Annotated in this window: 25 protein-coding genes; 15 read left to right on the top strand and 10 right to left on the bottom strand. The window is 31.9% G+C overall.

The genetic code is table 11. The features are described 5' to 3' along the window. Nucleotides 1-6: 6 nt before the first annotated feature. The 3 genes from psb27 (at nucleotide 7) to AMO19_RS06025 (ending at nucleotide 2,853) form a co-directional block, all read left to right on the top strand. A complete protein-coding gene (gene psb27, locus AMO19_RS06035) occupies nucleotides 7-444 on the top strand; it encodes a photosystem II protein Psb27 (RefSeq protein ID WP_025926148.1) in 438 nt (145 codons plus the stop codon). 81 nt (nucleotides 445-525) lie between these two features. Then, entirely contained in the window at nucleotides 526-1,836 is a 1,311-nt protein-coding gene (locus AMO19_RS06030) for an adenylosuccinate synthase (protein WP_025887755.1), read from the top strand. 15 nt (nucleotides 1,837-1,851) lie between these two features. Further along, on the top strand, nucleotides 1,852-2,853 hold the full coding sequence (locus tag AMO19_RS06025; RefSeq protein WP_075507712.1) for an adenosine kinase: 1,002 nt from the start codon (nucleotides 1,852-1,854) through the stop codon (nucleotides 2,851-2,853). A gap of 6 nt (nucleotides 2,854-2,859) precedes the next feature. Here AMO19_RS06025 and cutA read toward each other — a convergent pair whose 3' ends face one another. Further along, the gene (gene cutA, locus AMO19_RS06020; protein WP_075507711.1) at nucleotides 2,860-3,165 is read right to left on the bottom strand and encodes a divalent cation tolerance protein CutA; all 306 of its coding nucleotides are present in this window, start codon (nucleotides 3,163-3,165) and stop codon (nucleotides 2,860-2,862) included. Nucleotides 3,166-3,178: 13 nt separating this feature from the next. Beyond that, nucleotides 3,179-3,976 carry a precorrin-6A/cobalt-precorrin-6A reductase gene (locus tag AMO19_RS06015; protein WP_075507710.1) on the bottom strand — a complete coding sequence of 266 codons (798 nt, stop codon included), beginning with the start codon at nucleotides 3,974-3,976 and terminating at the stop codon, nucleotides 3,179-3,181. Between the two features lie 28 nt (nucleotides 3,977-4,004). On the opposite strand from AMO19_RS06015, the gene AMO19_RS06010 reads away from it, so the two are divergent. Then, entirely contained in the window at nucleotides 4,005-4,430 is a 426-nt protein-coding gene (locus AMO19_RS06010) for a single-stranded DNA-binding protein (RefSeq protein ID WP_075507709.1), read from the top strand. A gap of 1 nt (nucleotide 4,431) precedes the next feature. Here AMO19_RS06010 and AMO19_RS06005 read toward each other — a convergent pair whose 3' ends face one another. Further along, nucleotides 4,432-4,614, bottom strand: coding sequence for a hypothetical protein (locus AMO19_RS06005; protein ID WP_075440528.1), 183 nt, complete (start codon nucleotides 4,612-4,614; stop codon nucleotides 4,432-4,434). Nucleotides 4,615-4,656: 42 nt separating this feature from the next. Between AMO19_RS06005 and AMO19_RS06000 the strand changes: the two genes are divergently transcribed. The 3 genes from AMO19_RS06000 to AMO19_RS05990 all read left to right on the top strand — a co-directional run bounded on the left by AMO19_RS06000 (nucleotide 4,657) and on the right by AMO19_RS05990 (nucleotide 7,216). After that, nucleotides 4,657-5,187, top strand: coding sequence for a DUF2854 domain-containing protein (locus AMO19_RS06000; RefSeq protein WP_075507708.1), 531 nt, complete (start codon nucleotides 4,657-4,659; stop codon nucleotides 5,185-5,187). A 64-nt stretch (nucleotides 5,188-5,251) separates the two neighbouring features. Continuing rightward, nucleotides 5,252-6,103 carry an acetylglutamate kinase gene (argB, locus tag AMO19_RS05995; protein ID WP_032514873.1) on the top strand — a complete coding sequence of 284 codons (852 nt, stop codon included), beginning with the start codon at nucleotides 5,252-5,254 and terminating at the stop codon, nucleotides 6,101-6,103. Nucleotides 6,104-6,106: 3 nt separating this feature from the next. Continuing rightward, nucleotides 6,107-7,216 (top strand): DUF3153 domain-containing protein, encoded by a 1,110-nt coding sequence (locus AMO19_RS05990; RefSeq protein ID WP_075507707.1) that lies wholly within the window; start codon nucleotides 6,107-6,109, stop codon nucleotides 7,214-7,216. On the opposite strand, the gene priA is transcribed toward AMO19_RS05990, so the two are convergent. Continuing rightward, nucleotides 7,217-9,493 (bottom strand): replication restart helicase PriA, encoded by a 2,277-nt coding sequence (priA, locus tag AMO19_RS05985; RefSeq protein WP_075507706.1) that lies wholly within the window; start codon nucleotides 9,491-9,493, stop codon nucleotides 7,217-7,219. It lies immediately after the preceding gene. Between the two features lie 321 nt (nucleotides 9,494-9,814). On the opposite strand from priA, the gene rpoD reads away from it, so the two are divergent. Both rpoD and hemC read left to right on the top strand, forming a co-directional pair. Then, a complete protein-coding gene (gene rpoD, locus AMO19_RS05980) occupies nucleotides 9,815-10,999 on the top strand; it encodes an RNA polymerase sigma factor RpoD (protein WP_075507705.1) in 1,185 nt (394 codons plus the stop codon). Between the two features lie 97 nt (nucleotides 11,000-11,096). Further along, nucleotides 11,097-12,047 (top strand): hydroxymethylbilane synthase, encoded by a 951-nt coding sequence (gene hemC, locus AMO19_RS05975; RefSeq protein ID WP_075507704.1) that lies wholly within the window; start codon nucleotides 11,097-11,099, stop codon nucleotides 12,045-12,047. A gap of 6 nt (nucleotides 12,048-12,053) precedes the next feature. On the opposite strand, the gene AMO19_RS05970 is transcribed toward hemC, so the two are convergent. Further along, nucleotides 12,054-12,641, bottom strand: coding sequence for an inorganic diphosphatase (locus AMO19_RS05970; RefSeq protein ID WP_025887731.1), 588 nt, complete (start codon nucleotides 12,639-12,641; stop codon nucleotides 12,054-12,056). 63 nt (nucleotides 12,642-12,704) lie between these two features. Beyond that, nucleotides 12,705-14,210, bottom strand: a complete 1,506-nt coding sequence (locus AMO19_RS05965; protein WP_075507703.1) for a carboxypeptidase M32 — start codon at nucleotides 14,208-14,210, stop codon at nucleotides 12,705-12,707. A 108-nt stretch (nucleotides 14,211-14,318) separates the two neighbouring features. Between AMO19_RS05965 and AMO19_RS05960 the strand changes: the two genes are divergently transcribed. Genes AMO19_RS05960 through AMO19_RS05945 form a run of 4 tightly spaced genes read left to right on the top strand, consistent with a single transcriptional unit; the run spans nucleotide 14,319 to nucleotide 17,845 of the window. Next, entirely contained in the window at nucleotides 14,319-14,774 is a 456-nt protein-coding gene (locus tag AMO19_RS05960) for a secondary thiamine-phosphate synthase enzyme YjbQ (RefSeq protein WP_075507702.1), read from the top strand. Between the two features lie 35 nt (nucleotides 14,775-14,809). Continuing rightward, nucleotides 14,810-15,100 carry a 4a-hydroxytetrahydrobiopterin dehydratase gene (locus AMO19_RS05955; protein ID WP_075507701.1) on the top strand — a complete coding sequence of 97 codons (291 nt, stop codon included), beginning with the start codon at nucleotides 14,810-14,812 and terminating at the stop codon, nucleotides 15,098-15,100. Nucleotides 15,101-15,129: 29 nt separating this feature from the next. Beyond that, entirely contained in the window at nucleotides 15,130-16,278 is a 1,149-nt protein-coding gene (locus AMO19_RS05950) for a CobW family GTP-binding protein (protein ID WP_075507700.1), read from the top strand. 28 nt (nucleotides 16,279-16,306) lie between these two features. Continuing rightward, nucleotides 16,307-17,845, top strand: a complete 1,539-nt coding sequence (locus tag AMO19_RS05945; protein WP_075507699.1) for an ABC transporter permease — start codon at nucleotides 16,307-16,309, stop codon at nucleotides 17,843-17,845. Here AMO19_RS05945 and AMO19_RS05940 read toward each other — a convergent pair. Genes AMO19_RS05940 through AMO19_RS05925 form a run of 4 tightly spaced genes read right to left on the bottom strand, consistent with a single transcriptional unit; the run spans nucleotide 17,842 to nucleotide 21,004 of the window. Then, nucleotides 17,842-18,798, bottom strand: coding sequence for a hypothetical protein (locus tag AMO19_RS05940; protein WP_075507698.1), 957 nt, complete (start codon nucleotides 18,796-18,798; stop codon nucleotides 17,842-17,844). The two genes, AMO19_RS05945 and AMO19_RS05940, sit on opposite strands and share 4 nt — an antisense overlap. After that, nucleotides 18,795-20,027 (bottom strand): nickel pincer cofactor biosynthesis protein LarC, encoded by a 1,233-nt coding sequence (larC, locus tag AMO19_RS05935; RefSeq protein WP_075507697.1) that lies wholly within the window; start codon nucleotides 20,025-20,027, stop codon nucleotides 18,795-18,797. The genes AMO19_RS05940 and larC overlap by 4 nt, the downstream gene beginning before the upstream one ends. Nucleotides 20,028-20,066: 39 nt before the next feature. Continuing rightward, nucleotides 20,067-20,678, bottom strand: coding sequence for a hypothetical protein (locus AMO19_RS05930; RefSeq protein ID WP_075507696.1), 612 nt, complete (start codon nucleotides 20,676-20,678; stop codon nucleotides 20,067-20,069). A 32-nt stretch (nucleotides 20,679-20,710) separates the two neighbouring features. After that, complete coding sequence (locus tag AMO19_RS05925; RefSeq protein ID WP_075508041.1) at nucleotides 20,711-21,004, bottom strand: hypothetical protein; 294 nt, start codon at nucleotides 21,002-21,004, stop codon at nucleotides 20,711-20,713. Nucleotides 21,005-21,075: 71 nt separating this feature from the next. Here AMO19_RS05925 and xth point away from each other — a divergent pair, with 71 nt between their 5' ends. Continuing rightward, the gene (gene xth, locus AMO19_RS05920) at nucleotides 21,076-21,921 is read left to right on the top strand and encodes an exodeoxyribonuclease III (RefSeq protein WP_075507695.1); all 846 of its coding nucleotides are present in this window, start codon (nucleotides 21,076-21,078) and stop codon (nucleotides 21,919-21,921) included. A gap of 226 nt (nucleotides 21,922-22,147) precedes the next feature. Beyond that, complete coding sequence (gene hemL / locus AMO19_RS05915; protein ID WP_075507694.1) at nucleotides 22,148-23,449, top strand: glutamate-1-semialdehyde 2,1-aminomutase; 1,302 nt, start codon at nucleotides 22,148-22,150, stop codon at nucleotides 23,447-23,449. Nucleotides 23,450-23,464 lie beyond the last annotated feature (15 nt).

Raw genomic sequence — 23,464 nt, 5'->3', positions numbered from 1 at the left:
TAAGTTATGTTACTGAAATGGACATCAAAACTATTTTTTAAGAATCTTACCAAAGCTATATCTTTTGCAATATCCTTAATTGTTGTTTTTACACTATTTAGTTCCCCTTCCATAGCTGCAAAAACCGCTATGACAGGTGACTATACAAAGGATACAATTTCAGTTGTTAAAACATTACAAACAGCTGTTGATACTCCAAAAGATTCTCCAAATAAAGATGAAGTAAGAAGTGAAGCTCTTACACTCATAACTGACTATATTTCCAGATATAGAAATAGAGGGATGGTGAATAAAACGCAATCATTTACCACAATGCAAACAGCCTTAAATGCTATGGCAGGTCATTACAAAAACTTTGCAAGTAGACCTTTGCCAGATAAACTTAAAGAGCGTTTAACCAAAGAATTTTCTCTTGCTGAAAAAATGGTTCTAAGAGAAAGTTGATACAATTCATTTACTTTTTAAAAGTAAACCAAGATTTTTGAATATATTGAATATTCTCACAAAAATAATGCTCTTCTAAAATTGGCCAATGTTGTTGTAATCGGAGCCCAATGGGGTGACGAAGGAAAAGGTAAAATAACGGATTTACTTAGTCGATCGGCAGATGTTGTCGTGCGCTATCAAGGGGGAGTAAATGCAGGTCATACTATTGTCGTAGATGATAAAGTCTTAAAATTACATTTAATTCCCTCAGGGATACTTTATAAAAATACTTCTTGTCTAATTGGTTCGGGAACTGTAGTAGATCCAAAAATCTTGCTTAAAGAAATTGACATGTTAATTGATAATGGAATTGATATCTCAGGATTAAAAATTTCATCAACATCACATGTAACAATGCCCTACCACCGAATATTAGATGAAGCGATGGAGGCTGATAGAGGTTCAAACAAAATAGGGACAACAGGTCGTGGGATTGGCCCAACTTATGCGGATAAATCACAAAGAAATGGCATTAGGATAAGAGACTTGCTCAATAAGGAAAGGCTAAGTGATGTGATCGAAATTCCATTAAGAGAAAAAAACGGTCTACTAGAAAAAATCTATGGCATTAAACCACTTAAATTAGAAGATATTGTTGAAGAATATCTTGACTATGGTGAAAGATTATCAAAGCATGTTGTTGACTGTACGAGGACTATCCATACAGCCTCGAAAAACAAGAAAAATATTCTTTTCGAAGGTGCTCAAGGGACTCTACTTGACTTAGATCATGGAACTTATCCTTTTGTTACCTCATCAAACCCTATATCAGGAGGGGCATGTATTGGAGCTGGAGTGGGTCCAACTTTAATTGATAGAGTCATAGGTGTCGCAAAAGCTTACACCACAAGAGTAGGTGAAGGACCATTCCCAACTGAATTACAAGGAAGTATTAATGATCAACTCTGTGATAGAGGCAGTGAATTTGGAACCACTACTGGGAGAAGGAGAAGATGTGGGTGGTTTGATGGAGTTATTGGTAAATATGCTGTATCTGTAAATGGTCTTGATTGTTTAGCCGTTACGAAACTTGATGTTTTAGATGAGTTAGATGAGATTCAAGTTTGCATTGCATATGATCTCGATGGAGAGGAAATAGACTACTTTCCTACAAATTCAGATGACTTAAAAAAATGTAAGCCAATCTTCAAAAAATTAAAAGGTTGGCAATGTTCAACTGCAGATTGCAGAAAACTATCTGATCTCCCAGAAAATGCTATGAATTATCTAAGATTTTTAGCTGAATTAATGGAGGTACCAATTGCCATTGTCTCGTTGGGGGCGAATAGAGATCAAACTATAGTAATTGAAGACCCAATACATGGTCCTAAAAGAGCACTGCTAAGGTAATTTAGTTCCAAATTAATGAAGGAATCCTTTAGACATTTTGAACATAAAAAAGTCGATCTCATTGGTCTGGGCAACGCAATAGTAGATATTATTGTAAGTATTGAAGATGAGTTTCTTGAGATAAATAATCTGGATAAAGGATCAATGAATCTAATTAATTCTGATGAATCTCAGAGATTGTTAGAAAATTGCAAAGTGATCAAACAAATTTCAGGTGGGTCCTCAGCAAATACCGTTGTTTCTTTAGCAGAATTAGGCAATGATGTGCAGTTTATAGGAAGAGTGAAAAATGATCAATTTGGGAATTTCTTTTCTGACGATATAAAAAAAAGTAAAACTATATTTAATACTCCACCTACTATTGAAGGTGCTCCAACAGCTCATTCAATCATTTTGGTTACACCTGATGCACAAAGAACTATGTGCACTTACCTAGGAGCATCTGTAGAGTTTGAACCAAAGGACATTGACTTTACTGTTATTAAGGAAAGTAAATACTTATATTTAGAAGGATATTTATGGGACAGCGAATTAGCTAAAAAAGCTTTTATTAAAGCCGCCCAAGTTGCAAAACAATCTAATACAAAAATAATCCTTTCTTTGTCTGATTCATTTTGTGTAGATAGACATCGTGAGAGTTTCTTGGAATTAATTTATGAATATGTAGATATTGTTTTTTGTAATGAATCCGAAGTGTTGAGTCTATTTAAAAAAGACAAATTAGCGAGCTGCCAAGAAAACCTATCTTCCTTATGTGAATTAGTCATAGTAACACTTGGAAGCAATGGTTCTCTGATCGTTAACAAAAATAATGTTGAAATAATTGAGTCAATAACGAAAGGCAAGATTATTGATACTACAGGAGCGGGAGATATCTATGCGGGAGGATTTATCCATGGATTAATAAACAATTGTTCCCTCAAAAAATGCGGAGAGATAGCTTCAATTTGCGCAGGACAAATAATTACGCAATTAGGATCTAGAACAGATATTGATCTTAAAGAGTTAATAAAATAGATTTAATCAAATAGTCTTATTCAACCAATCATAATATTTCATCTCAGCATGGTATTTTTTGTAAATAATTTGAGGGATATAATATGTGGAATTTTTATTTACGAAATCAATTAAACAATCTTTAAATTCTAGTTTACTTTTTATTGTGATTTCAAACTCTTTAGTTTCTTCAATATCATCATCCCACTTATAAATTGAAAAAATTTGCTTTATCGAAACACATGCTGCAAGTTTATTTTGTATTAGTAATTTAGCCATTTGCAAAGCATTCGCTTTACTTGATTCAGTTGTGATAATAACTAATATTTCCATAATGAATTAAACATCAATATTTTTTAATTATGTGATTTATCAAATTGTGATGTTGATCAAAAGAGTAAGAATAATCATTGTTAACTTTCGGCCTTTTAACCAAAAATAACTTCATTCTACTTCCAGAAACTATACTCTCCCAGTTTTTCTGTGAATAACTTCCAGATTCTCTGCATAGAACATAATCTATCTCCCAAAAATCACAAAGTTTTTTTTCTAAAATGTTTTTATTATTTTTACTCGGTTCAAGTATCGCTATGTTTGTATTTTTAACACATGATCCAAAAGCTTTAGTTATACTTTCGTAAGTTGGAAGTACCCTCGTAAATACATTTGCTTTACAATTCATATAATAATTAGCTGTATCGTTAAGGAATCTTGATCCTATTGCAAGAAGAATATTCTTATTCTCAATATCAACATTATTTATATCCTTTAAATGATCAATATAAAAAAAATTATTAGTTTTATTTATTAGAGATTTCCTCTCAAATAGTAAAAGAGGTGTATTAATCTCTTTACATGCATTATTAAGATTTTTAGAAATTATTGCGGCAAACGGATGAGTAGCATCGATAACACATGTGATTTTATTTTTATTTATGAAATTAATTATTTGATCTTTATTATTTAATTTCCCCGTAATGATATGTAACTTTGGATTTTCAATATAAGCTTGCCCTGCTTTATAAGTTAAAACACTTGCAAAGACTGAATAATTAAGTTCAAGAAGCCTATTAGCTATTACAGGTCCATCCGAAGTTCCTGAAAGGATCCAAACATTTTTATAGCAATTTCCTTGATTCTGCATCAGTATGTCTTTAATTAAATAGTAAGTAATGAATCATTGTTTAATTCAGGCGGTCATTAATAGCGCTCCGCAAATGAGGTATACCAAAGAAAACCAAACTCCAATTGCAGAAATGATTGTTAATTTTAAAGGATTACGTACTGAAGATCCAACCAGAGATCTCAAGATCATAGGATGGGGAAATATTGCCCAAGAAATGGTAGATGAACTAAAGGAGGGGCAAAATATTGTTATTGAGGGACGATTAAAGATGAATTCTGTCACTAGAAAAGACGGAACGAAAGAAAAGCAACCAGAACTAACAGCTTCAAAAATTCATCAAATATCGCCAGTTGATGTTACTAAGTCTGATCAAAAAGAAAATAATGAATCATTTGAAAATAAAGAAACCTCCAAAAAATCTAGTTGGGATAGTTCACCTTTGGTACCTGAAGTGGACGAAATACCTTTTTAAATCAAATATCAACATTATTTTCTTGAACACTTATAATTAATTTGCTTATTTTTCTTTCAAGCGCGGCAAGTTCGCTTCTGATTTCTGGCCATTTACCCTTATCAAGATTTTCTAGTAGCCATGCTCTATCTTGATCAAGTTTAAAAATTAAATCTCCTTGATTTGCAGTATTAGGATCTTGCATAATACTTGTTAGCCCATTTAAAACTCATTCTACTAAATCAAAATGAAGAAATACTTATCGCCTGGAAACTTAATCGTAACCGCTGGGGGTATGTTAGCTTTTGTTGGAATGACTGCTTATTTTACAGACTCAGTGAATTTAAGTGTACCTACTTTTTTTTATGGAGTACCTATTTTCCTAATTGGCTTAGGCTTAAAGACTTCCGAAATACCTCCTGTAGAGTTATTTGACAAGACAAATTTTGCGACAAATAAATTTAATAGACCAAAAGAACTAACAGCATTAGTTAAAGATGTTACGAGATGGAGGTATGGGATAAAAGCTCATCTTGAATCGTCATTAGAATCTTTAAATTTGTGGGACGAGGATAACCCCCCTCAATTAAAAGAAATAGAAGAAATTACAAAGGAAGAAAAAAATGGTCTCAGAATGCGTTTCGAATTAAACGCTGTCCCTCTAGAAAAATGGATTGAAAAACAAGAAAGATTAAATAGGTTTTTCGTCAAAGGTCTTGAATCAGAATTTATTATCGACGATAATAAAAAAGAATTTGATTTTATTCTCTTTTATTGAATAAAGGGATATATTTGTAAAAACCTAATTTCTCAATTCAATCAAGTTTTAATGAATTTTAATAATGAATGATTCTCAAAGAGTATCAATATTAAGCGAAGCACTTCCATATATACAAAGTTTCTCAGGTAGAAAAATTGTTATCAAGTATGGTGGTTCTGTTATGGAAAATGATAATTTAAAAAATGCTTTTTTTAGAGACATTGCACTTTTATCAACCGTTGGGGTTTGTCCGATAGTAATTCATGGAGGTGGACCAGAGATTAATAATTGGTTAAAGAAATTAGAAATATCTCCTAAATTCGAAAATGGATTAAGAATTACTGATCAAAAAACAATGGAAATTGTCGAGATGGTTCTAATGGGTAGAGTTAACAAACAAATTGTAAAAGGGATTAATAAAACTGGATCCTTAGCTGTGGGAATATCAGGTCTTGATGGCAACTTAATTCAATCTAGAGAACTAGGAGATGGTAGCCATGGGTTAGTGGGAGAGGTTACAAAAATCAATCCTGAAATATTAGATCCTCTTATTTCTAAAGGATACATCCCAATTATTTCTAGCATTGGATCAACCTTGGAGGGTATTTCCCATAACATTAATGCAGATTTTGTTGCTGGAGAAATTGCTGCTTCAATAAATGCAGAAAAACTTATTCTTCTTACAGATACTCAAGGAATTTTAAAAGAAAAAGATAACAAAAATAGTCTTGTTGAAAAAACTAATCTCAAAGAGGCAAGGGATTTTATTGATAAAAAAATTGTGACTGAAGGTATGATTCCAAAGACAGAATGCTGTATAAGAGCTTTAGCCCAAGGAGTCAAAGCAGCTCACATAATTGATGGAAGAATAGAACATTCATTACTTCTTGAGATTTTTACAAATTCCGGAATAGGTACAATGATAGTCGCCTAACCCATGAAAACTTATGAGCAAGTTTTAGAAAAAGTAGAACTTGCTTTAGCTAAAGGTGAGTATCATTATTGTATTGAATTTCTTTTGCCCATAATCGAATCATTTCCCTTATCAAGCAAAGAGGGAGTAAATTTAAGAACAATCTTAATTACTGCTCTATGTGGTATCAATAAAAGGGAGGAGGCTAAAAGGTTTTGTAAAGAACTTCTAAAATCTTACGATAATAAGACGAGAGAAAATGCAAAATATTTGATGGAAGTTATAGACTCTCCTGATATTAAAAAGCCAGAAAATTGGAACGTACAGTTTGAAAGCGACCCATCACTCAATAAAAAATCTCTAAACTCACTGCGCAAAAAAAAAGAGGTATTTAAGAAAAAAAAATTTATTAATGTAACTGAGACACCAACTGGTGACACAAAACCTTTTCAGAAAGGCTTTTCACTTATCATTGTTTTAATACTATTATTATTAATTCCACTTTTAAGTGGCTGCGTAAAAATTGAGGATACCCTTGATCTTAGTGAACTTGATTCAATAACTAATAATTTAGTAATAGAGAGTAAATACATAAAGAAATTTCCTTGGCAATTAAAATTTGAAGAGAAGATGAAAGATATTTTTCCTGAAGCAGAAATTGAACAAGACGACTCAACCTTTTCTTTGAAACATAAAAATCTCAATTTAGAGGATACAAAGCAAGTTCTTAAAATCACCCAAAATACAGCTGGAAAGTTAGCGGGAGAATCAACAAATATAGAAATTAATACTACTCAAAAAAACTTCATTTTTTTTAAAAAATACTTTTACAGGTTAGATTTGGATCTAAATTCTATTAAAGGCATTGATAATTTAGAACTCATTTTCAAAATTATTCACCCTAATAAAGCTATCCTTACCGATAAAAATAATTCAAATTTAGAAATCACAAAAAATCTAATAATTTGGGATTTAAATCAAGGGCAGATAAATAGTCTTGAATTTTCTTTCTGGAGCCTCAACAAACTCTTGATTGGGATATCTATTATTTTAATAATTATACTATTGGCTTATTTATTAAGATTCTATAGATTTAAATTAGGTTCAGATTTACCTCAGCTTCCATCAAAGTAATTACAACTCTGCTGGATTAACATCTATTGTTAAAAAAACATTTTTTGGAATAAGTTTCCATAATATTGATCTATCAGGTAAAGGTATCTTTGTTCCTTCAGGACCATGTATTAATATCTGCCATCTAAATTTTTTACCGACTTTAGCTATTAAACTAGGGGCAGGACCAATTAATTTCCAGTTCTTTTTCTCACAAAAACTGTGTAGATATTTTGCTAATTTTATTGCAATTGACTCAGTTAATTCATAATTTTCACCTGACAATTTAAGTAGACAAATTGTGCAAAATGGAAATAAATTAGCATCCTTTCTCAATCTCGAATTTTCAATTAAGAATCTTTCATAATCTCTTTTTTGAAGATACGAAATCACCGGGTGGTTAGGTTTATATGTTTGAAAAATTACTTTCCCTTTTTTTTGTGCCCTGCCGGCCCTTCCTGCTACTTGCAAAAATAATTGTAATGATTTTTCTTCTGCTGAAATATCTGGGCGATGAAGCAAACCATCTGCTGCAATAACTACTGAAAGAGTAATATTGGGGATGTCAATACCTTTTGCCAGCATCTGAGTACCGACAAGAATATCAGCATCACCTTTAGAAAACTTTGAAAGAATATCTCTATGACCATCCTTTCCTGAAGTTGTATCTCTATCAAACCGAAGTACTCTTAAGTCAGGAAATTCTTCATTTAAAAACTCTATTACCCTTTGCGTACCAATTCCAAAAGGTTTGAAAGCAGTTGAATGACAATCTGGGCAACGATTGATCAATCTTGATTTATGATCACACCAATGACACCTTAACCATTTTTTCCCTTGTGATCCGAGATGAACTGATAAAGGAACGTCACAGTTGGGGCAATTTATTAAATATCCACAATTTCTACAACTTAAAAATCCACTATGCCCCCTCCTTGGGATCAAAATTATTGCTTGCTCTTTTTTTAAGCGTAGTTGAGGAAGCAACTGTAATAATTCATTGGAAAAAATTTTCATATTTCCCTTCTTGAACTCATCCCGCATATCAATAATTTTTATTTCAGGAGTCTCATTACTAGATATCCTTTGAATCATTCTTACCAATTTAAAATTCCTTTCAAAAATACACTTTTTCCAAGTCTTCATTGATGGGGTTGCACTCCCAAAAATTAACTTTGCAGAATTCCTTTTTACAGTTTCAATAGCAATCTCTCTCGCGTCATAGCAAGGCATAGGACTATCTTGCTTATAAGAAACATCATGTTCTTCATCCATTATTATTAATCCCAGATTTTTAATTGGAAGAAAAACTGCAGACCTTGTACCTATTACTATTAAAGGTTCATCAGCATTAATAATTTTCTTCCAAACTAAAGTTCTATGATCGGGAGAACAATTACTATGATATTCGTAAACAACATTATTAAATCGCCTACTAAACCTATCAATAAGTTGAGGAATTAATCCAATTTCTGGGGCTAGTATCAAACAACTTTTTTTCTTAAGAAATTGATCTTCAGCAACTCTCATATACACTTCTGTTTTACCTGAACCTGTTTCGCCCCAAAGAAGTAATGCATCTCCTGGTTTCATTGTTTGAAATTCTTGAAATGCAATTTTTTGCTCATTTGTAAGATTTGGTTTTTTCGTTGCGATATGATCTTTTACAAAGGAATTTAATTTACTATTTATATTTTTTTTTCTTTTAGATTTAGCAAGATAATTTTTACTGACCATTGAGTTAATTAGAGTGTAATTAAAACCAGACTTTATTAATTCACTTTGCCAATTACCTTTTTTAGATAAAGTATCCATTAAAAAAAATTCTTTTTTGGTTAATCCATTTTTCTTAATATCAAATTCTTTTTTAGTTTCAATCCATATTTGATCTTTTAAACCTTTAGAGAAATTTTTATATTTACCAATCCAGCCAGGAGGAAATGCAGTTTTAAACATTTTTAAATTACTAACCATATAAAAAGAGGCTAGGGAGTCTATCAATTCTCTCCAAGATTCATCTATTATTTTTTTCTGCAAAATACCTTCAACAAACAAATATCTTATGCTTTTCCCTCCAGTAATATTTGATTCATTATTATTGATTGTCGAAAAGTTTTTTTTGGAGATCACCAACCCATTCAATAATCTCCCCCTAAGTCTCACACTTACAATATCTCCAACTTCTGCCCCAAGATTATTTCCATCTAAATAGTAAAAGCTTTCATTAGTACTACCTACATCGAGCAAAATTTCCAATTTATAGGAGATATTTAATAACTGATTACTTGCCGGCTTCAAAACTTTTTCTTAGTATTGGATTGTTGAACATTCCACAAAGTGTTTTTTGCACATTGTAAGTATCCTGCTCTTAAGGGAGACATGAAGCTCTGATCATTGACTGAAAATTCAAAAATGATCTGCCTGTCTGAGAAATCCCAAGACTTTTTACTTTAGGTAATCTATAGCACTATTTAAATTTTTCAACAATTTAGAAAACTTTTCTTATTCTCATTTTGTGAAAAAGTTTTTTAAACATTAAGGGGACTTTACTACTAATTGTTCAAATTAGCCCTAAATAAAATTTTATCTAGTTAAATTCACCGTAGAAAGGAGTTAATTATGTGTCCAGTCGCAGCAGAATCAAAGAAATCCAAGCCTAGTTCAAAAAAAAAGATCAATAAAAAAATTAATACAAATTTAGAAACAGTAGTTGAAGAAGATAGTAATAAAAATAATCAAACTTTACGGAAATCTGCTGAGTTAAACGAAAGCAATATTGAAAATAACAATAATGAATTTGGTGATTCTGAAGAAGAAGATAAAGGACTTGGGAATATAAAACTTGGGCCAAAAGGTATCTACACTGAAGATTCAATAAGAGTTTATCTCCAAGAAATTGGAAGAATTAGACTTTTAAGACCAGATGAAGAAATTGAGCTTGCAAGAAAAATTGCTGACTTACTCCAATTAGAAGAGCTTGCAACTCAATATGAGTCAGAAAAAGGACATTTCCCATCTGTAAGAGAATGGGCCGAGTTAATAGATATGCCTCTTCCCAAATTCAGAAGAAGACTTCTCTTAGGTCGGAGAGCTAAAGAAAAAATGGTTCAATCAAATTTAAGATTAGTTGTTTCCATTGCTAAAAAATATATGAACAGAGGTTTATCATTTCAAGATTTAATCCAAGAAGGAAGTTTGGGTCTAATTAGGGCAGCGGAAAAATTCGACCATGAAAAAGGTTATAAGTTCTCTACATATGCAACTTGGTGGATTCGCCAAGCCATTACAAGAGCAATTGCGGATCAAAGTAGAACTATTAGATTGCCAGTTCACTTATACGAGACAATATCCAGAATTAAAAAAACCACAAAAGTTCTTAGCCAAGAATTTGGCAGGAAACCTAGTGAAGAAGAAATCGCTGAGAGTATGGAAATGACAATCGAAAAATTAAGATTTATAGCTAAAAGTGCGCAACTTCCTATTTCTTTAGAAACTCCAATAGGGAAAGAAGAAGACTCAAGGCTAGGAGACTTTATAGAGGCTGATATAGAAAATCCAGAGCAAGATGTTTCTAAAACCTTACTAAGAGAAGATTTGGAAGGAGTATTAGCCACTCTTAGTCCAAGAGAAAGAGATGTTCTCAGATTGAGATATGGAATTGATGATGGAAGAATGAAAACTCTTGAAGAAATTGGCCAGATTTTTGATGTGACTAGAGAAAGAATTAGACAAATAGAGGCAAAAGCTCTAAGAAAACTAAGACATCCAAATCGAAATGGGGTTTTAAAAGAATATATTAAATAAAAAAAGTTAAGTATAATAATTAGCCTAAAAAACTGGCAAAATAATAGCTTAAAATAAACTCGACTTAATTTTTAATTCAAACTCAAAATAATATTTAATGACTAATTTTAAGCTAAAAATAGCTAGTAGAAGAAGTAAGCTAGCAATGGTTCAAACTTTATGGGTTAAAGATCAACTAGAAAGGAATATTCCCAATTTAGAGGTATCTATAGAAGCTATGGCAACTCAAGGTGACAAAATCCTTGATGTAGCCTTAGCAAAAATAGGCGACAAAGGCTTATTTACAAAAGAACTTGAAGCACAAATGCTCGTAGGCCATGCAGATATAGCAGTACATTCTCTAAAAGATTTACCAACCAATTTGCCTAATGGCCTTAAATTAGGATGCATTACAAAAAGGGAGGATCCTGCAGATGCTTTAGTAGTAAACAAAAAAAATGACTGTTATAAATTAGAAAACTTACCTGAAGGTTCGATTGTTGGAACAAGCTCCCTAAGAAGACTGGCACAATTAAGAAATAAGTACCCACATCTTGTTTTCAAAGATATCAGGGGAAATGTTATTACAAGAATTGAAAAATTAGATGCAGGAGAATTTGATTGTATAATTCTTGCGGCAGCTGGTTTAAAGAGATTAGGCTTTGAATCAAGAATTCACCAGATTATCCCAAGTGAAGTTTCCCTTCATGCCGTTGGCCAAGGGGCACTAGGCATTGAATGTAAATCTGATGATAAAAAAGTTTTAGAAATTATAAATATCTTAGAAGACAGACCCACCAGTCAAAGATGTCTAGCAGAAAGGTCTTTTTTAAGAGAGCTTGAAGGTGGATGCCAAGTCCCCATAGGTGTGAATAGTAAAATTCAGAATGAACAACTTTGCCTTACTGGTATGGTTGCATCTCTTGATGGAGAAAGGCTTATTAAAGATCAATATATTGGCACTATTAATGATCCCGAAGAAGTAGGCAAAGAACTAGCTAAAAAATTAAAGCAGCAAGGTGCCGAAGAAATACTAAGAGAAATATTTGAAAAATTTAGAGAAAAATAAAATTAGTTAATTTACTAATTTAGGATCAATTTCTTTTTTGTATCTCTCTTCACAATCTTTAATCACTTTAACAGCTTCTTCTATCCCAAAAAAACCATTGACAGTACATGTTCCTGGTTTTTTTAGATCTTTGTAGTGCTCCCAATAATACTTTGTTTCTTTTAACCAATGATCGCCAAGGTCTTCATAACTTGAGATATGATCCATTCTTTTATCATCTGCGAGAACCGCTATTACCTTATCATCGACCTCTCCACCATCATCAAATTTCATTACCCCAATAATCCTTGCTTCCACAATAGATCCGGGTATCAATGGCTCAGTTACCCCAACAATTTCAACATCAAGCGGATCTCCATCTTCATCCCATGTCCTTGGAATACATCCATAAGCAAAAGGATACGCAAGTGATGAATAACCTACCCTATCAAGTTTTAGATGGCCAGTTTCTGTAATTAATTCATATTTATTTATGGTATTAGAGTTCAATTCAACAATAGTATTTATTATTGTATTTGAGCTGTCAGTGAAAGCATTTAGTATGTGCAATAAATTTGGGGTAACCCTGCTTGGGGGCTGATTTAGATTTGCCATCAAAAAATTATTTTTGTTTATCTTACATCCTCACACCTAACCAAATTCTTTAAAAGTAATGTTTCAGCAAAAATCATTTATTTTAGACCTTAAATGATTAATAAAATAGTTTGGCGATAGTTCTTCATTAGTTACAGCTCTTACCAACTCCATACAATTAACTGATCTGCCATATTTATGTATATTATTTTTTAACCAAAAGATGATCTTCTGATATTCACCATTTTCAATTAAGTTGTCAATCAACCCTATGTCTCTTTCCATTTGAGAAGATATTTGCGCGCTTATAACATGTCCTAACAAATATGAGGGGAAATATCCAAACGCCCCTTCACTCCAATGAACATCTTGAAGACAACCTTCTGAATCATTAGATGGTTTAATTCCTAGGAGTTCATCATATCTTTTATTCCATTCCGTTGGAATATCTTCAGCAGGTAACCCTCTTTCAATTAAATCTATTTCAAGTTCGGTTCTTATTAATATGTGTAAGCCATAAGTCAATTCATCCGCTTCAACCCTATTTAATCCTGCTTCCAAATGATTAATAGATTTCCATAGTTCTAAATAATTATCAAGAGAACATCCAGCCGAAACAAATTTGTTAAAAAATCTTTTTGAAAAAGATTTGGATTTAACTATTCTATTTTCCCAAAATAAAGATTGACTTTCATGAATACCCATAGAGGTTGCTTGACCTAAAGGCCAAGCAAACCATTGATGACTTTGAGATGGCAACCCCTGCTCATAAATAGAATGTCCCCACTCATGCGCAGTTGCCAAAAAACTTGATAGCGGTTCACCTTCAACAATTCTTGTCGTAATCCTGTAATCATTAGGCCCTAATGTAATCGAAAAAGGATGGGGAGATTTACCAACAACAACTAGATCTTTATCTCTCCCAAACTCATCAAGTAATTGAGAACATAAATTATGTTGAGATTCTGGACTTAAATCCCATTGATATTTCTTATATTTATTAATCCCTCTAATCAACTCTGGGAGAGTATCTTTCAAAGGCTGAAACATTTTATTCAGCCACTTTAAAGTTAATTCAGGCTCAAAGGGTTGGGCTAAAGTTTCCCATGGTGAATATTGATCTGATATTTGTTTTGCCTCTTCAATCCTCAATTTAACTAATTCTTCAAAGAAAGGAAGAAAAATTTTAAAGTCCGATTTTTCCTTAGCTTCTTGCCAGCTCCCATACCCTTTAGATTTTGCCTTTGCTAGAGACTCAACTAATTTAGGATCTAAATTTCTTTCTCTATTAAATTCCTTCAATAAAAGACTAATATTTCTTTCTTTATCTTTTACGAAAAGTTGATTATCGGAATTTCGTTCAATATCTGCTAGTTCATTATTAGCAGATTGTATTAAATTAGAAAATTCCTCGGAAGAATTTCTTTCATGCAATACTTTTGCAATATAAGTAAGTTGTTCAGACCTCCAAGAAGCACCTTTCTTTGGCATTCCAGTATTCTGATCCCAATAAAGTGTATTTTGGATTGAACCTAATATTTGTGTTTCTTTCAGATAAGCACCCAGCTTATTCCAATGAGTTTCAGCCAAAGATTTAAATGGAAATTAAATTTATCTTAAGATAAAAATTTTAATGTCTGCAGTAAAACATGCATCTTTATCCATAATAGGATATTGATTAATTAAGTTTTAACTTATATGGAACAAATATTTTCAAAATTAAAATTCATAACCCATGGCGAGGGTTTTATTGATATCACATATGATGTAAATTTATTTGTTGAAAAAAATAATTTTCATTCCGGAATTTTAAATTTAACTTCACTTCATACAAGTTGCAGTTTAACTATTAATGAGAACGCAGATCCAAATGTTCTTAGGGACCTAAAAAAGTATATGCAATCGATAGTTCCCTATGATTCCTACTTAACCTTATCAAAAAATAGAGAGGAAATATCCTATAAACATTATCAAGAAGGGGCTGACGATATGCCAGCACATATTAAAACATCCCTAACAAACACTTGTTTATCTTTGAGTTTTCAAGACGGGAAAATTATGCTTGGCACATGGCAAGCAATTTATTTATGGGAACATCGATTTGATCAAAAGGAAAGAATAATTAATGTTCATATAATTGGTGAGAAAAAGTAAGATATTTATAATGTAATAAGTTAGTTTCTTATTTAATGGAACCCTACATTTTGCAAGATGAAGAATTGAATGAATTAGTTGTCAAAATACCTGGCTGGGAAATTAAATCTAAACAAATCCAAAGAGAATTTAATTTCGCTAATTTTATTGAAGCCTTTGCTTTTATGACTAAGGTTGCTTTAATCTGTGAAAAATATAATCATCATCCTAACTGGGAGAATGTTTATGCAAAAGTAATAATTAAATTAAATACACATGATCTAGGAGGTATTACGAATCTGGATCAAACATTAGCTTGGGAAATCAACAAAATTTTCGATCAATAAAAATTTAAGCTTTTTTTCAACTATTCTAAATGTCTAAAAATTTATTGCCAGTTACTATTATTAGTGGATTTTTAGGTTCTGGCAAAACTACACTTCTGAATCATATTTTAAAAAATCAAGTTGGTATTAAAACAGCTGTTTTAGTCAACGAATTTGGAGAAATCGGAATAGATAATGACTTAATAATAGAAGGCTCAGAAGATATGATCGAATTAAATAATGGATGTATATGTTGCTCTATCAATGGCGAATTATTGAATACTGTATCCAAAGTTTTAGAAAGAGCTGAAAAATTAGACTATTTGATTGTTGAAACAACTGGATTAGCAGATCCATTACCTGTAGCCATGACTTTTGCCGCTGGTGATCTTAGAGAAAAAGTAAGATTAGATTCGATAATCACTGTCATTGATGGAGAAAATTTTGATTTTGAAATTAATAATACAAGTGTCGCCTATTCTCAAATTTTATACGGAGATATCCTTCTTCTTAATAAATCTGATTTAGTAAATGAAGAACAACTAAATAAAATAGAGGAGTTTATAAATAAAATAAAAAAAGAACCAAGGATTTTGAGATCAACTAATAGTGAAGTTTCATTACATACAATAATGAGCGTTGGTCTATTTGAGACGGATACTTTTGAATTCGAGAAAAATAAAAAAAATATAGAACAAAATTCAAACGATCACTCTTCCCATTCTCACGATCACTCTTCCCATTCTCACGATCACTCTTCCCATTCTCACGATCACTCTTCCCATTCTCACGATCACTCTTCCCATTCTCACGATCACTCTTCCCATTCTCACGATCACTCTTCCCATTCTCACGATCACTCTTCCCATTCTCACGATCACTCTTCCCATTCTCACGATTTGAATAATATAGAAGGTTTTACATCAGTTTCTTATGAGACATTTGAACCATTCTCCTTAAGGAAGTTTCAATATTTCTTAGATAATCAAATCTCACAAAATGTATTTAGAGCGAAAGGAATATTATGGTTTATGGAAAGTGATAGAAAACACATTTTTCACCTATCTGGAAAACGATTTTCTCTAGATGATGAAGAATGGACAAAAGAAAAATCTAATAAGATAGTATTAATTGGTAAAAACTTAGATCATCAAACTATTAAGAATCAACTTTCATCATGTAGATTTAGTTCAGATTAGTGTTTACATATTAGGATTTAATTAATTTTTGAAAATACTTATTAAAGGATTTAAAAAAGCAATAAACGAATTAAAACTTTTTTATTTTACTTCGTTTATTGTTGCATTTTTAGTAATCATTCCAATTTCCAATTTTCTTCTTGAAGGAGTCCAATATGTTGTAAGTGGGAATTTTTCATTAGGCGTTGCTGGAGGAGAAGAGGTATTAGAAACTTTAAAAGTTTTAGTACTAACAAGTTTTTTAGGAGGAGGATTAGGTACTTTAAATGGATGGTTACTTTCAAATTGTGATTTTAAGTTCAGAAAAGTTCTCCGTATTTGTCAGCTCATTCCACTAGCCGCCCCAGCATACCTAATAACCGCTGTTTTGCAGGATTTAGGAAGTATTTTTGGGTATCAAGTAACCGGTTTATGGTGGGGGGTATTAATACTTTCAATCTCTACTTATCCATATGTATTCATTCTTGCTAACGAAAGTTTTAATAAATTTGGAGTTAATCAAATCAATGCTAGTAGAGGATTAGGAGTTGGGCCGTGGAGGAGCTTCTTTAAAATCGCTTTTCCAATGGTGTTACCAGCACTCATAACAGGCATAAGTTTAATGTGTATGGAAGTAATGAATGAGTTGGGAACATTTGCATTATTAAATATTCCAAGTATTTCTACTGGTATAGCCGAAAATTGGATAATTGAGGGTAATCCAAAAAGTGCTATTGGACTGTCTTTGATAGCTTTATTAATAATTTTCACTTTAATTATTTTTGAAAAATTCTCGAGAAGAAAATCAAAGCGGTGGAGTGAAAATCCTGCATCAAAAGATTCCCAAGGGTGGGAATTAAAAAAAACAAGAGCTCTTTTGGCAATCACAATATCTTTATTTCCTCCAATTTTCTCTTTTGGAATACCATGTTTTTGGGTTCTGCTCAATATCGATCAAATTCAAAAAGGGTTATCAGTAGAATTGCTTACCCTATCATTCAGGACCATAAGTCTAGGATTTTTTACTGCATTAATAACGATGTTTTTTTCCTTAATAATTTCCTTAGCAAGACGTCCAAATAAAAGCTTATTACTAGGACTAATAACAAACCTTGCGGGAATAGGTTATGCAATTCCAGGCACTGTATTAGCTTTATCTTTAATAAGCATTTCTTCTCCAAAATTGAATTTCATTGCTATTTGCTTACTAATTTGGGGTTATCTTGTTCGATTTCTAACTATTTCTAAGGGTTCTATTGATTCAAGTCTTGAGAGAATTTCTCCTAGTCTAGATGAAGCTGCACTTGGACTAGGAGAGAATTGGCCGGGCATCATCAAAAGAATTCATCTTCCTCTTCTTCAGGGACCAATATTCGTAGGATCACTTTTAGTTTTTGTAGACACGATAAAAGAATTACCCATGACCTTTATTTTGAGACCATTTGATTTTGATACATTATCTGTGAGGATATATCAATATGCTGGAGATGAAAGAATGGTAGAGGCAATATTACCAGCCATTATTATCATGACTTTAGGCCTTATTGCTTCAATAACATTGATACCAAGTTTAGAGAAAAAAAACTAAATTCTTTTATAAAGTTTTCTTATTAAGAAAGGTAGGCTTAAGAACAAATCTGCCAAGGTAGATATAACCCTAAAATAAACTAAACTAATGATAATTATATTTTGTGGAATACTTTTGTCTATAAATAAAAGGAGGCAAGCCTCAAAAACACCAACTCCTCCTGGAGCTGCTGGAACTACCAAGCCTACAGACCATGACAAAGAAAAGATTACCAATAAAAATATAATGTTCAGAGTATTACTCGCATAAAAAGTATTTAAGCAAATATAAAAACCAATAAATTTAGATAAAACAAATCCAATTTCAAGAAATAAAGCTTTAGTAGGGAAAAATGAAATAATATTTATTCTCTCTTCAAATTGGTCCTTTGAATTTGGAAGTCTCAAGACCTCAAATACTTTTCCCTTAAGAGACCCTAATATTTTTAATATCCGAAAAATAAATTTCCTATTTAGGAAAACCAAAGGAACTATTAAAAAAATATAAAATGGTGAAAATATTAATCCCATCGATGCCAAGAGAAAAGATCCAGACAACATAAAATAAGGTTCTATAAGTGTCGAATACAATGCAATATGAGGATTACTTATTTTTTTTATAAAATTAAATCTTTCTACAAAATGCCAAACTCCTCCTGGAACGTATTTAAGAATATTGGTTAAAACATAAAATGAGACTAGATTATTACTTTTAAATTCTTTCCCGAACCATCTAACAATATATTTCCATGCATAAGCGTTCAGATAAATACTTAAAATACAAAATAAAAATGATAAAAATAGATTAATTCCATCTCTTTCTAAATTGACATCAAAAGAAATTTGATCAATATTATTAAAAAAATATATGCAAAAATAGGACAAGCTTGTAATAAAGAAAATACTCTTTAAACAACCAAAATTAATTTTTTTAAAGAATTTAAGATGTGATTGATTACTAAAGCTAAATCTCATTTCCAGTTTTCAAATGCTTTAAAATTTTTGCTTGAATCTCTTATTATTTTTCTTATTTCGTACGTTGATATTTTATGCTCTATTTGTAATCTCAAAACCTCATCATTTTCTGGTTTCGTAATTATTGATCCATCTGGTTTCAAAGTTTGTTTAACTTTTATATTTCCAAAATTCGTTGAACATTCTCCTCTGCGTCTAAGTAATACCCACCTAGATTGGATCCTTTCACGAACCCCAATACTGTTGGAATAATCAAACCATAATCTCCTAAAAAACTCTTTTTTCTCTATGGGCAAGATTACTTGTATTGAAAATCCAATTCTATTTTTTTTCATATTGATAGCTTGATAGGAAACGTCGTAAGCTCCCTCAATTCTTAGTTTCTCCACAAAATTAGATATATCTTCGGGTGTTTGGTCGTCAATCCATGCTTCTTGAATAGATATCTCTTCACACTTTGGACTAATTTGTTCATTTTCGTTAATAGAAAAATCATCAAATGAAGTAATTTTATAAACTCTTACCAAATTAGGGAATGTAAATTTAAGATTACCAATGCCGACTCCATAAGAGTTAATAGAATATTTTAAAGGAGGTTCAAGATAGTCGACTAAATTAGCAAGTAAAGCAATGCCAGTTGGTGTTGAGAGTTCACCATCTATGGAGTTAGGGCTTGATAAAACCTTGATATTTTTTTGTCTTATTAGCTCTATTACGGCAGGAGGTGGTACAGATAATTTTCCATGTTCAGTTTGAACAAAACCATTCCCCAACATTGGTTCATTACAATAAACCCTCTTTGGATTTAAGTAATTCAATGCAGCACATACTCCAATTATGTCCACCAATGAATCTATAGCCCCAATTTCATGAAAATGAACTTCATCAGCTTTAGTACCATGAACTTTTCCTTCCGCAATTGCTAAAGATTCAAATACTTCATAAATTATTTTTTTTAATTTATCTTCAAGGTGGCCATTTAGAATAAGTTCCTTGATACTTCTCCAAGTTCTTTTAATAGGACTAGGGTCAACATTATCAACCTTTGCCTTGATGCCACGGATTGAACAACTTTTTGATTCCTTAAAGTCTAGTTGATATAGATCCTTCAATCCAAGATCAACAAGTGGCTGTTCAATAACTTTTTTAGGCACCCCTAAATCATAAAAAGCTCCTAACAACATATCTCCAGAGACACCTGGAGAACATTCAATAAAAACATCATCCATAAATCAAATATTTCTTAACTGGCAAAATTGCGGAGGAAATCAAGCTCTCATTCTAGTTATTTTAGAAAGATTTTTTTCAATCACTTCGTAATTTATTAATTGCAAAGAATTTCCATCTCTATTGATATCTAAACTTACAAAGCTATGCAAAAGTTCAAGAGAAAGCTCTCCTTTTATGACTAATTTAAAATTTTTATTTTTTAAATTTTTTGACTTTATAGCAGGACATATTTTGATAATAATTTCTTTCTTTTGCGTGTTAACAAAAACTAATTCTCCTCTAACAGAAAAATAATTATCTTTTAAATCTAATTCTTCTAATAATTTTGAGAAGTTAGTTTTTGGAGAATCATTAGGGAAATCATTAAGTTGATAGGGATCCCATATACCAGCAACCTGTAAATGCAAGTTTTGAGTATTTTTATTCTTTGGATAAACAATCCAATAATAACTTTTATTTAAATCAATATGCTTTTTTAAAAGTGATAATGCTTTACCAAGAACTACTGTTTCAATTTTTTCGTCTTTATTGTCAATTAAAAAGCCTCTATTTAATTGTTCATTACTAAGGGGAGTGAATTTACCATTAATAATACCGATTGCTCTGTGCTGTAATCGGTTAGTAACTTTTGGGATAGGGTTTTTTAACATATTAAAAAATTTGAAAATAACAATTTAACGTATTAAATTTCTATATTTTCCTCCAAACTATTGAAAGACCTTAACGCATCGTCAATTGCATCAGAAGGATCAGTCGCATCATTCATACTATTTTGTCTCCGAATCATTTCCACAAGTTCAAAAGGATTAGTTGGAAGAGCTGAACTATCATCTTCTGTTTTAGTAGAGGTATCGATTTCTATTTCTTCAAATAAATATTCAGCATTTAGATAATCACTTTTTAAGGAAGTTAATAAAGTAAAAAAAATTACAACAGTAATTGGTTTAAAAACGCTTTTGCAAAAGTAATTTTTCATTTTATTTAATTTCAAAATTCTTTAACGCCAAAATTTCTTGCTATTTTAATTTTACATAATTTGGTGGAAATTTGTTAATAGCAACTTGGAATGTTAACTCGATAAGAACCAGACTTTCACAAATATTAGATTGGATTAATCAAGCCAATCCAGATGTCCTATGTTTGCAGGAAACTAAAGTGATAGATGATAGTTTCCCTGTCGAAGCTTTTGAAAAATTAGGATACTTAGTAGAGATCTATGGACAAAAATCATACAATGGTGTGGCTATTATTTCCAAAACAAAGCCAGAAAGTGTTAAAAAAGGATTCTACGGTTGTACCGACTTTAATCAAAATATAGAGATTTTCGTTGATCAAAAAAGACTGATTTCTGCTGATATTAATGGTATTAAAATCATAAATGTTTATGTGCCAAATGGATCTTCTCTAGAATCTAGCAAGTTCGAATACAAAATCAATTGGTTAAATTGTTTAGCTTCATTTTTGGATGAGCAAGAAAAAAAAGGAGAATTAATTTGTCTTATGGGGGATTTTAATGTTGCTCCATCTAACTTGGATATTCATGATCCAAAGAAATATGAAGGAGGAATAATGGCATCTGAGATAGAAAGAAATGCACTAAATAATGTTCTGAAAAACAGATTAATAGATTCGTTCAGGATTTTCGAACAAAATACTGGCCATTGGAGTTGGTGGGATTACCGTAACAATGCATTTGAATTAAATAAAGGTTGGAGAATAGACCACATATATATCAGCAAAGAACTGTCATCAAAACTTAAAAGTTGTGTCATAGACAGCTCCCCTAGAGGAAATTTGCGTCCAAGTGATCATGCGCCAGTAATGATAGATCTTAACTTAAACGAAATAAATGCAGATTTTTTTGAGGATGAGGATAATTTCTTCGAAATATAAATAAAATAAATTGAATTTCTTAAATGCTTGAAAACGCTTATTAATAAAGAGTTATCTAAGATGTGATTGTTTTTTATAATGATTTCTTTAAAATTAATAATTTACAATCCAAACTATCGCAATAAAAATATCATAATGTAGAATTTCAATCTGATTGACAAAATTTTTACTTATTTCTAATTTAGAACATGACTAGATTTTTCTCAAAACATCATTTAGCTAAATTGTGACTGACATATTAAATTACACAAAATCAGAAGAAATTTTCTCTGCCGCCCAACAACTAATGCCAGGAGGAGTAAGCTCTCCAGTAAGAGCTTTTAAGTCTGTAGGAGGCCAGCCAATTGTTTTTGATAGAGTCAAAGGTCCTTTTGCTTGGGATATTGATGGAAATAGATATATTGACTACATAGGAAGCTGGGGACCAGCTATATGTGGACATGCCCACCCTGAAGTCACAACTGCGTTACAGGAAGCAATTGAGAAAGGCACTAGCTTTGGTGCTCCATGCGTTCTAGAGAACCAACTTGCTGAAATGGTAATAGATGCAGTCCCATCTGTAGAAATGGTTAGATTTGTCAATAGTGGAACTGAAGCATGCATGGCTGTTTTGAGACTTATGCGAGCTTTTACTGGAAGAGATAAAGTTATTAAATTTGATGGTTGTTATCACGGTCATGCAGATATGTTTTTAGTAAAAGCAGGATCAGGTGTGGCCACTCTGGGTTTACCAGACTCTCCAGGTGTTCCACGGACAACAACTGCCAACACACTTACTGCTCCTTACAATGATCTTGAAGCAGTAAAAAAATTATTTTCTGAAAATCCTGATGCCATTTCGGGGGTTATACTCGAGCCTATAGTTGGAAATGCTGGATTTATTACTCCAGAACCTGGATTCTTGGAAGGATTAAGGGAATTAACCACTGAGAATGGATCCTTGTTAGTTTTTGACGAAGTAATGACTGGATTTAGAATAAGTTATGGAGGTGCTCAAGAAAAGTTTGGGGTTACTCCTGATTTAACCACCCTTGGCAAAGTAATTGGCGGAGGCCTACCTGTTGGAGCTTATGGGGGCAAGAAAGAAATAATGTCAATGGTAGCGCCTTCAGGGCCTGTATACCAAGCAGGAACCTTGAGTGGCAATCCTCTTGCAATGACTGCTGGAATAAAAACACTTGAACTGCTCAAACAAGATGGTACTTACGACAAACTTGATTTAACAACTTCTAGATTAATTGAAGGGATAATTCAGTCTGCAGAAAATAACGGTATTGCTATCAACGGTGGAAGTGTAAGTGCTATGTTTGGATTTTTCTTATGCGATGGGCCTGTTAGGAACTTTGATGAAGCAAAAACAAATGATGCCGAACTTTTTGGTAAGTTGCATAAAGAAATGCTTCGAAGAGGAATTTACCTAGCGCCAAGTCCTTTCGAAGCTGGTTTCACATCACTAGCTCACAGCGAAGAAGAAATCGATAAAACTATTGAGGCTTTTGACGAATCTTTCAATGCAATAAAAAAATAATCATTTACCAATCTT

It is taken from the genome of Prochlorococcus marinus, from assembly GCF_001180245.1.
GTDB classification, from domain to species: domain Bacteria; phylum Cyanobacteriota; class Cyanobacteriia; order PCC-6307; family Cyanobiaceae; genus Prochlorococcus_A; species Prochlorococcus_A marinus_F.
Note: the sequence above shows the minus strand (reverse complement) of the source record. Positions and strands in the feature narration are given on the sequence as shown.

Bases quoted from the DNA above. Each gene is read 5' to 3' on its own strand.
- psb27 (WP_025926148.1), top strand. From the start codon at position 7: ATGTTACTGAAATGGACATCAAAACTATTTTTTAAGAATCTTACCAAA.
- AMO19_RS06025 (WP_075507712.1), top strand. From the start codon at position 1,852: ATGAAGGAATCCTTTAGACATTTTGAACATAAAAAAGTCGATCTCATT.
- cutA (WP_075507711.1), bottom strand. From the start codon at position 3,165: ATGGAAATATTAGTTATTATCACAACTGAATCAAGTAAAGCGAATGCT.
- AMO19_RS06015 (WP_075507710.1), bottom strand. From the start codon at position 3,976: ATGCAGAATCAAGGAAATTGCTATAAAAATGTTTGGATCCTTTCAGGA.
- AMO19_RS06010 (WP_075507709.1), top strand. From the start codon at position 4,005: ATGAATCATTGTTTAATTCAGGCGGTCATTAATAGCGCTCCGCAAATG.
- AMO19_RS06005 (WP_075440528.1), bottom strand. From the start codon at position 4,614: ATGCAAGATCCTAATACTGCAAATCAAGGAGATTTAATTTTTAAACTT.
- AMO19_RS06000 (WP_075507708.1), top strand. From the start codon at position 4,657: ATGAAGAAATACTTATCGCCTGGAAACTTAATCGTAACCGCTGGGGGT.
- argB (WP_032514873.1), top strand. From the start codon at position 5,252: ATGAATGATTCTCAAAGAGTATCAATATTAAGCGAAGCACTTCCATAT.
- AMO19_RS05990 (WP_075507707.1), top strand. From the start codon at position 6,107: ATGAAAACTTATGAGCAAGTTTTAGAAAAAGTAGAACTTGCTTTAGCT.
- rpoD (WP_075507705.1), top strand. From the start codon at position 9,815: ATGTGTCCAGTCGCAGCAGAATCAAAGAAATCCAAGCCTAGTTCAAAA.
- hemC (WP_075507704.1), top strand. From the start codon at position 11,097: ATGACTAATTTTAAGCTAAAAATAGCTAGTAGAAGAAGTAAGCTAGCA.
- AMO19_RS05970 (WP_025887731.1), bottom strand. From the start codon at position 12,641: ATGGCAAATCTAAATCAGCCCCCAAGCAGGGTTACCCCAAATTTATTG.
- AMO19_RS05960 (WP_075507702.1), top strand. From the start codon at position 14,319: ATGGAACAAATATTTTCAAAATTAAAATTCATAACCCATGGCGAGGGT.
- AMO19_RS05955 (WP_075507701.1), top strand. From the start codon at position 14,810: ATGGAACCCTACATTTTGCAAGATGAAGAATTGAATGAATTAGTTGTC.
- AMO19_RS05950 (WP_075507700.1), top strand. From the start codon at position 15,130: ATGTCTAAAAATTTATTGCCAGTTACTATTATTAGTGGATTTTTAGGT.
- AMO19_RS05940 (WP_075507698.1), bottom strand. From the start codon at position 18,798: ATGAGATTTAGCTTTAGTAATCAATCACATCTTAAATTCTTTAAAAAA.
- larC (WP_075507697.1), bottom strand. From the start codon at position 20,027: ATGGATGATGTTTTTATTGAATGTTCTCCAGGTGTCTCTGGAGATATG.
- AMO19_RS05930 (WP_075507696.1), bottom strand. From the start codon at position 20,678: ATGTTAAAAAACCCTATCCCAAAAGTTACTAACCGATTACAGCACAGA.
- AMO19_RS05925 (WP_075508041.1), bottom strand. From the start codon at position 21,004: ATGAAAAATTACTTTTGCAAAAGCGTTTTTAAACCAATTACTGTTGTA.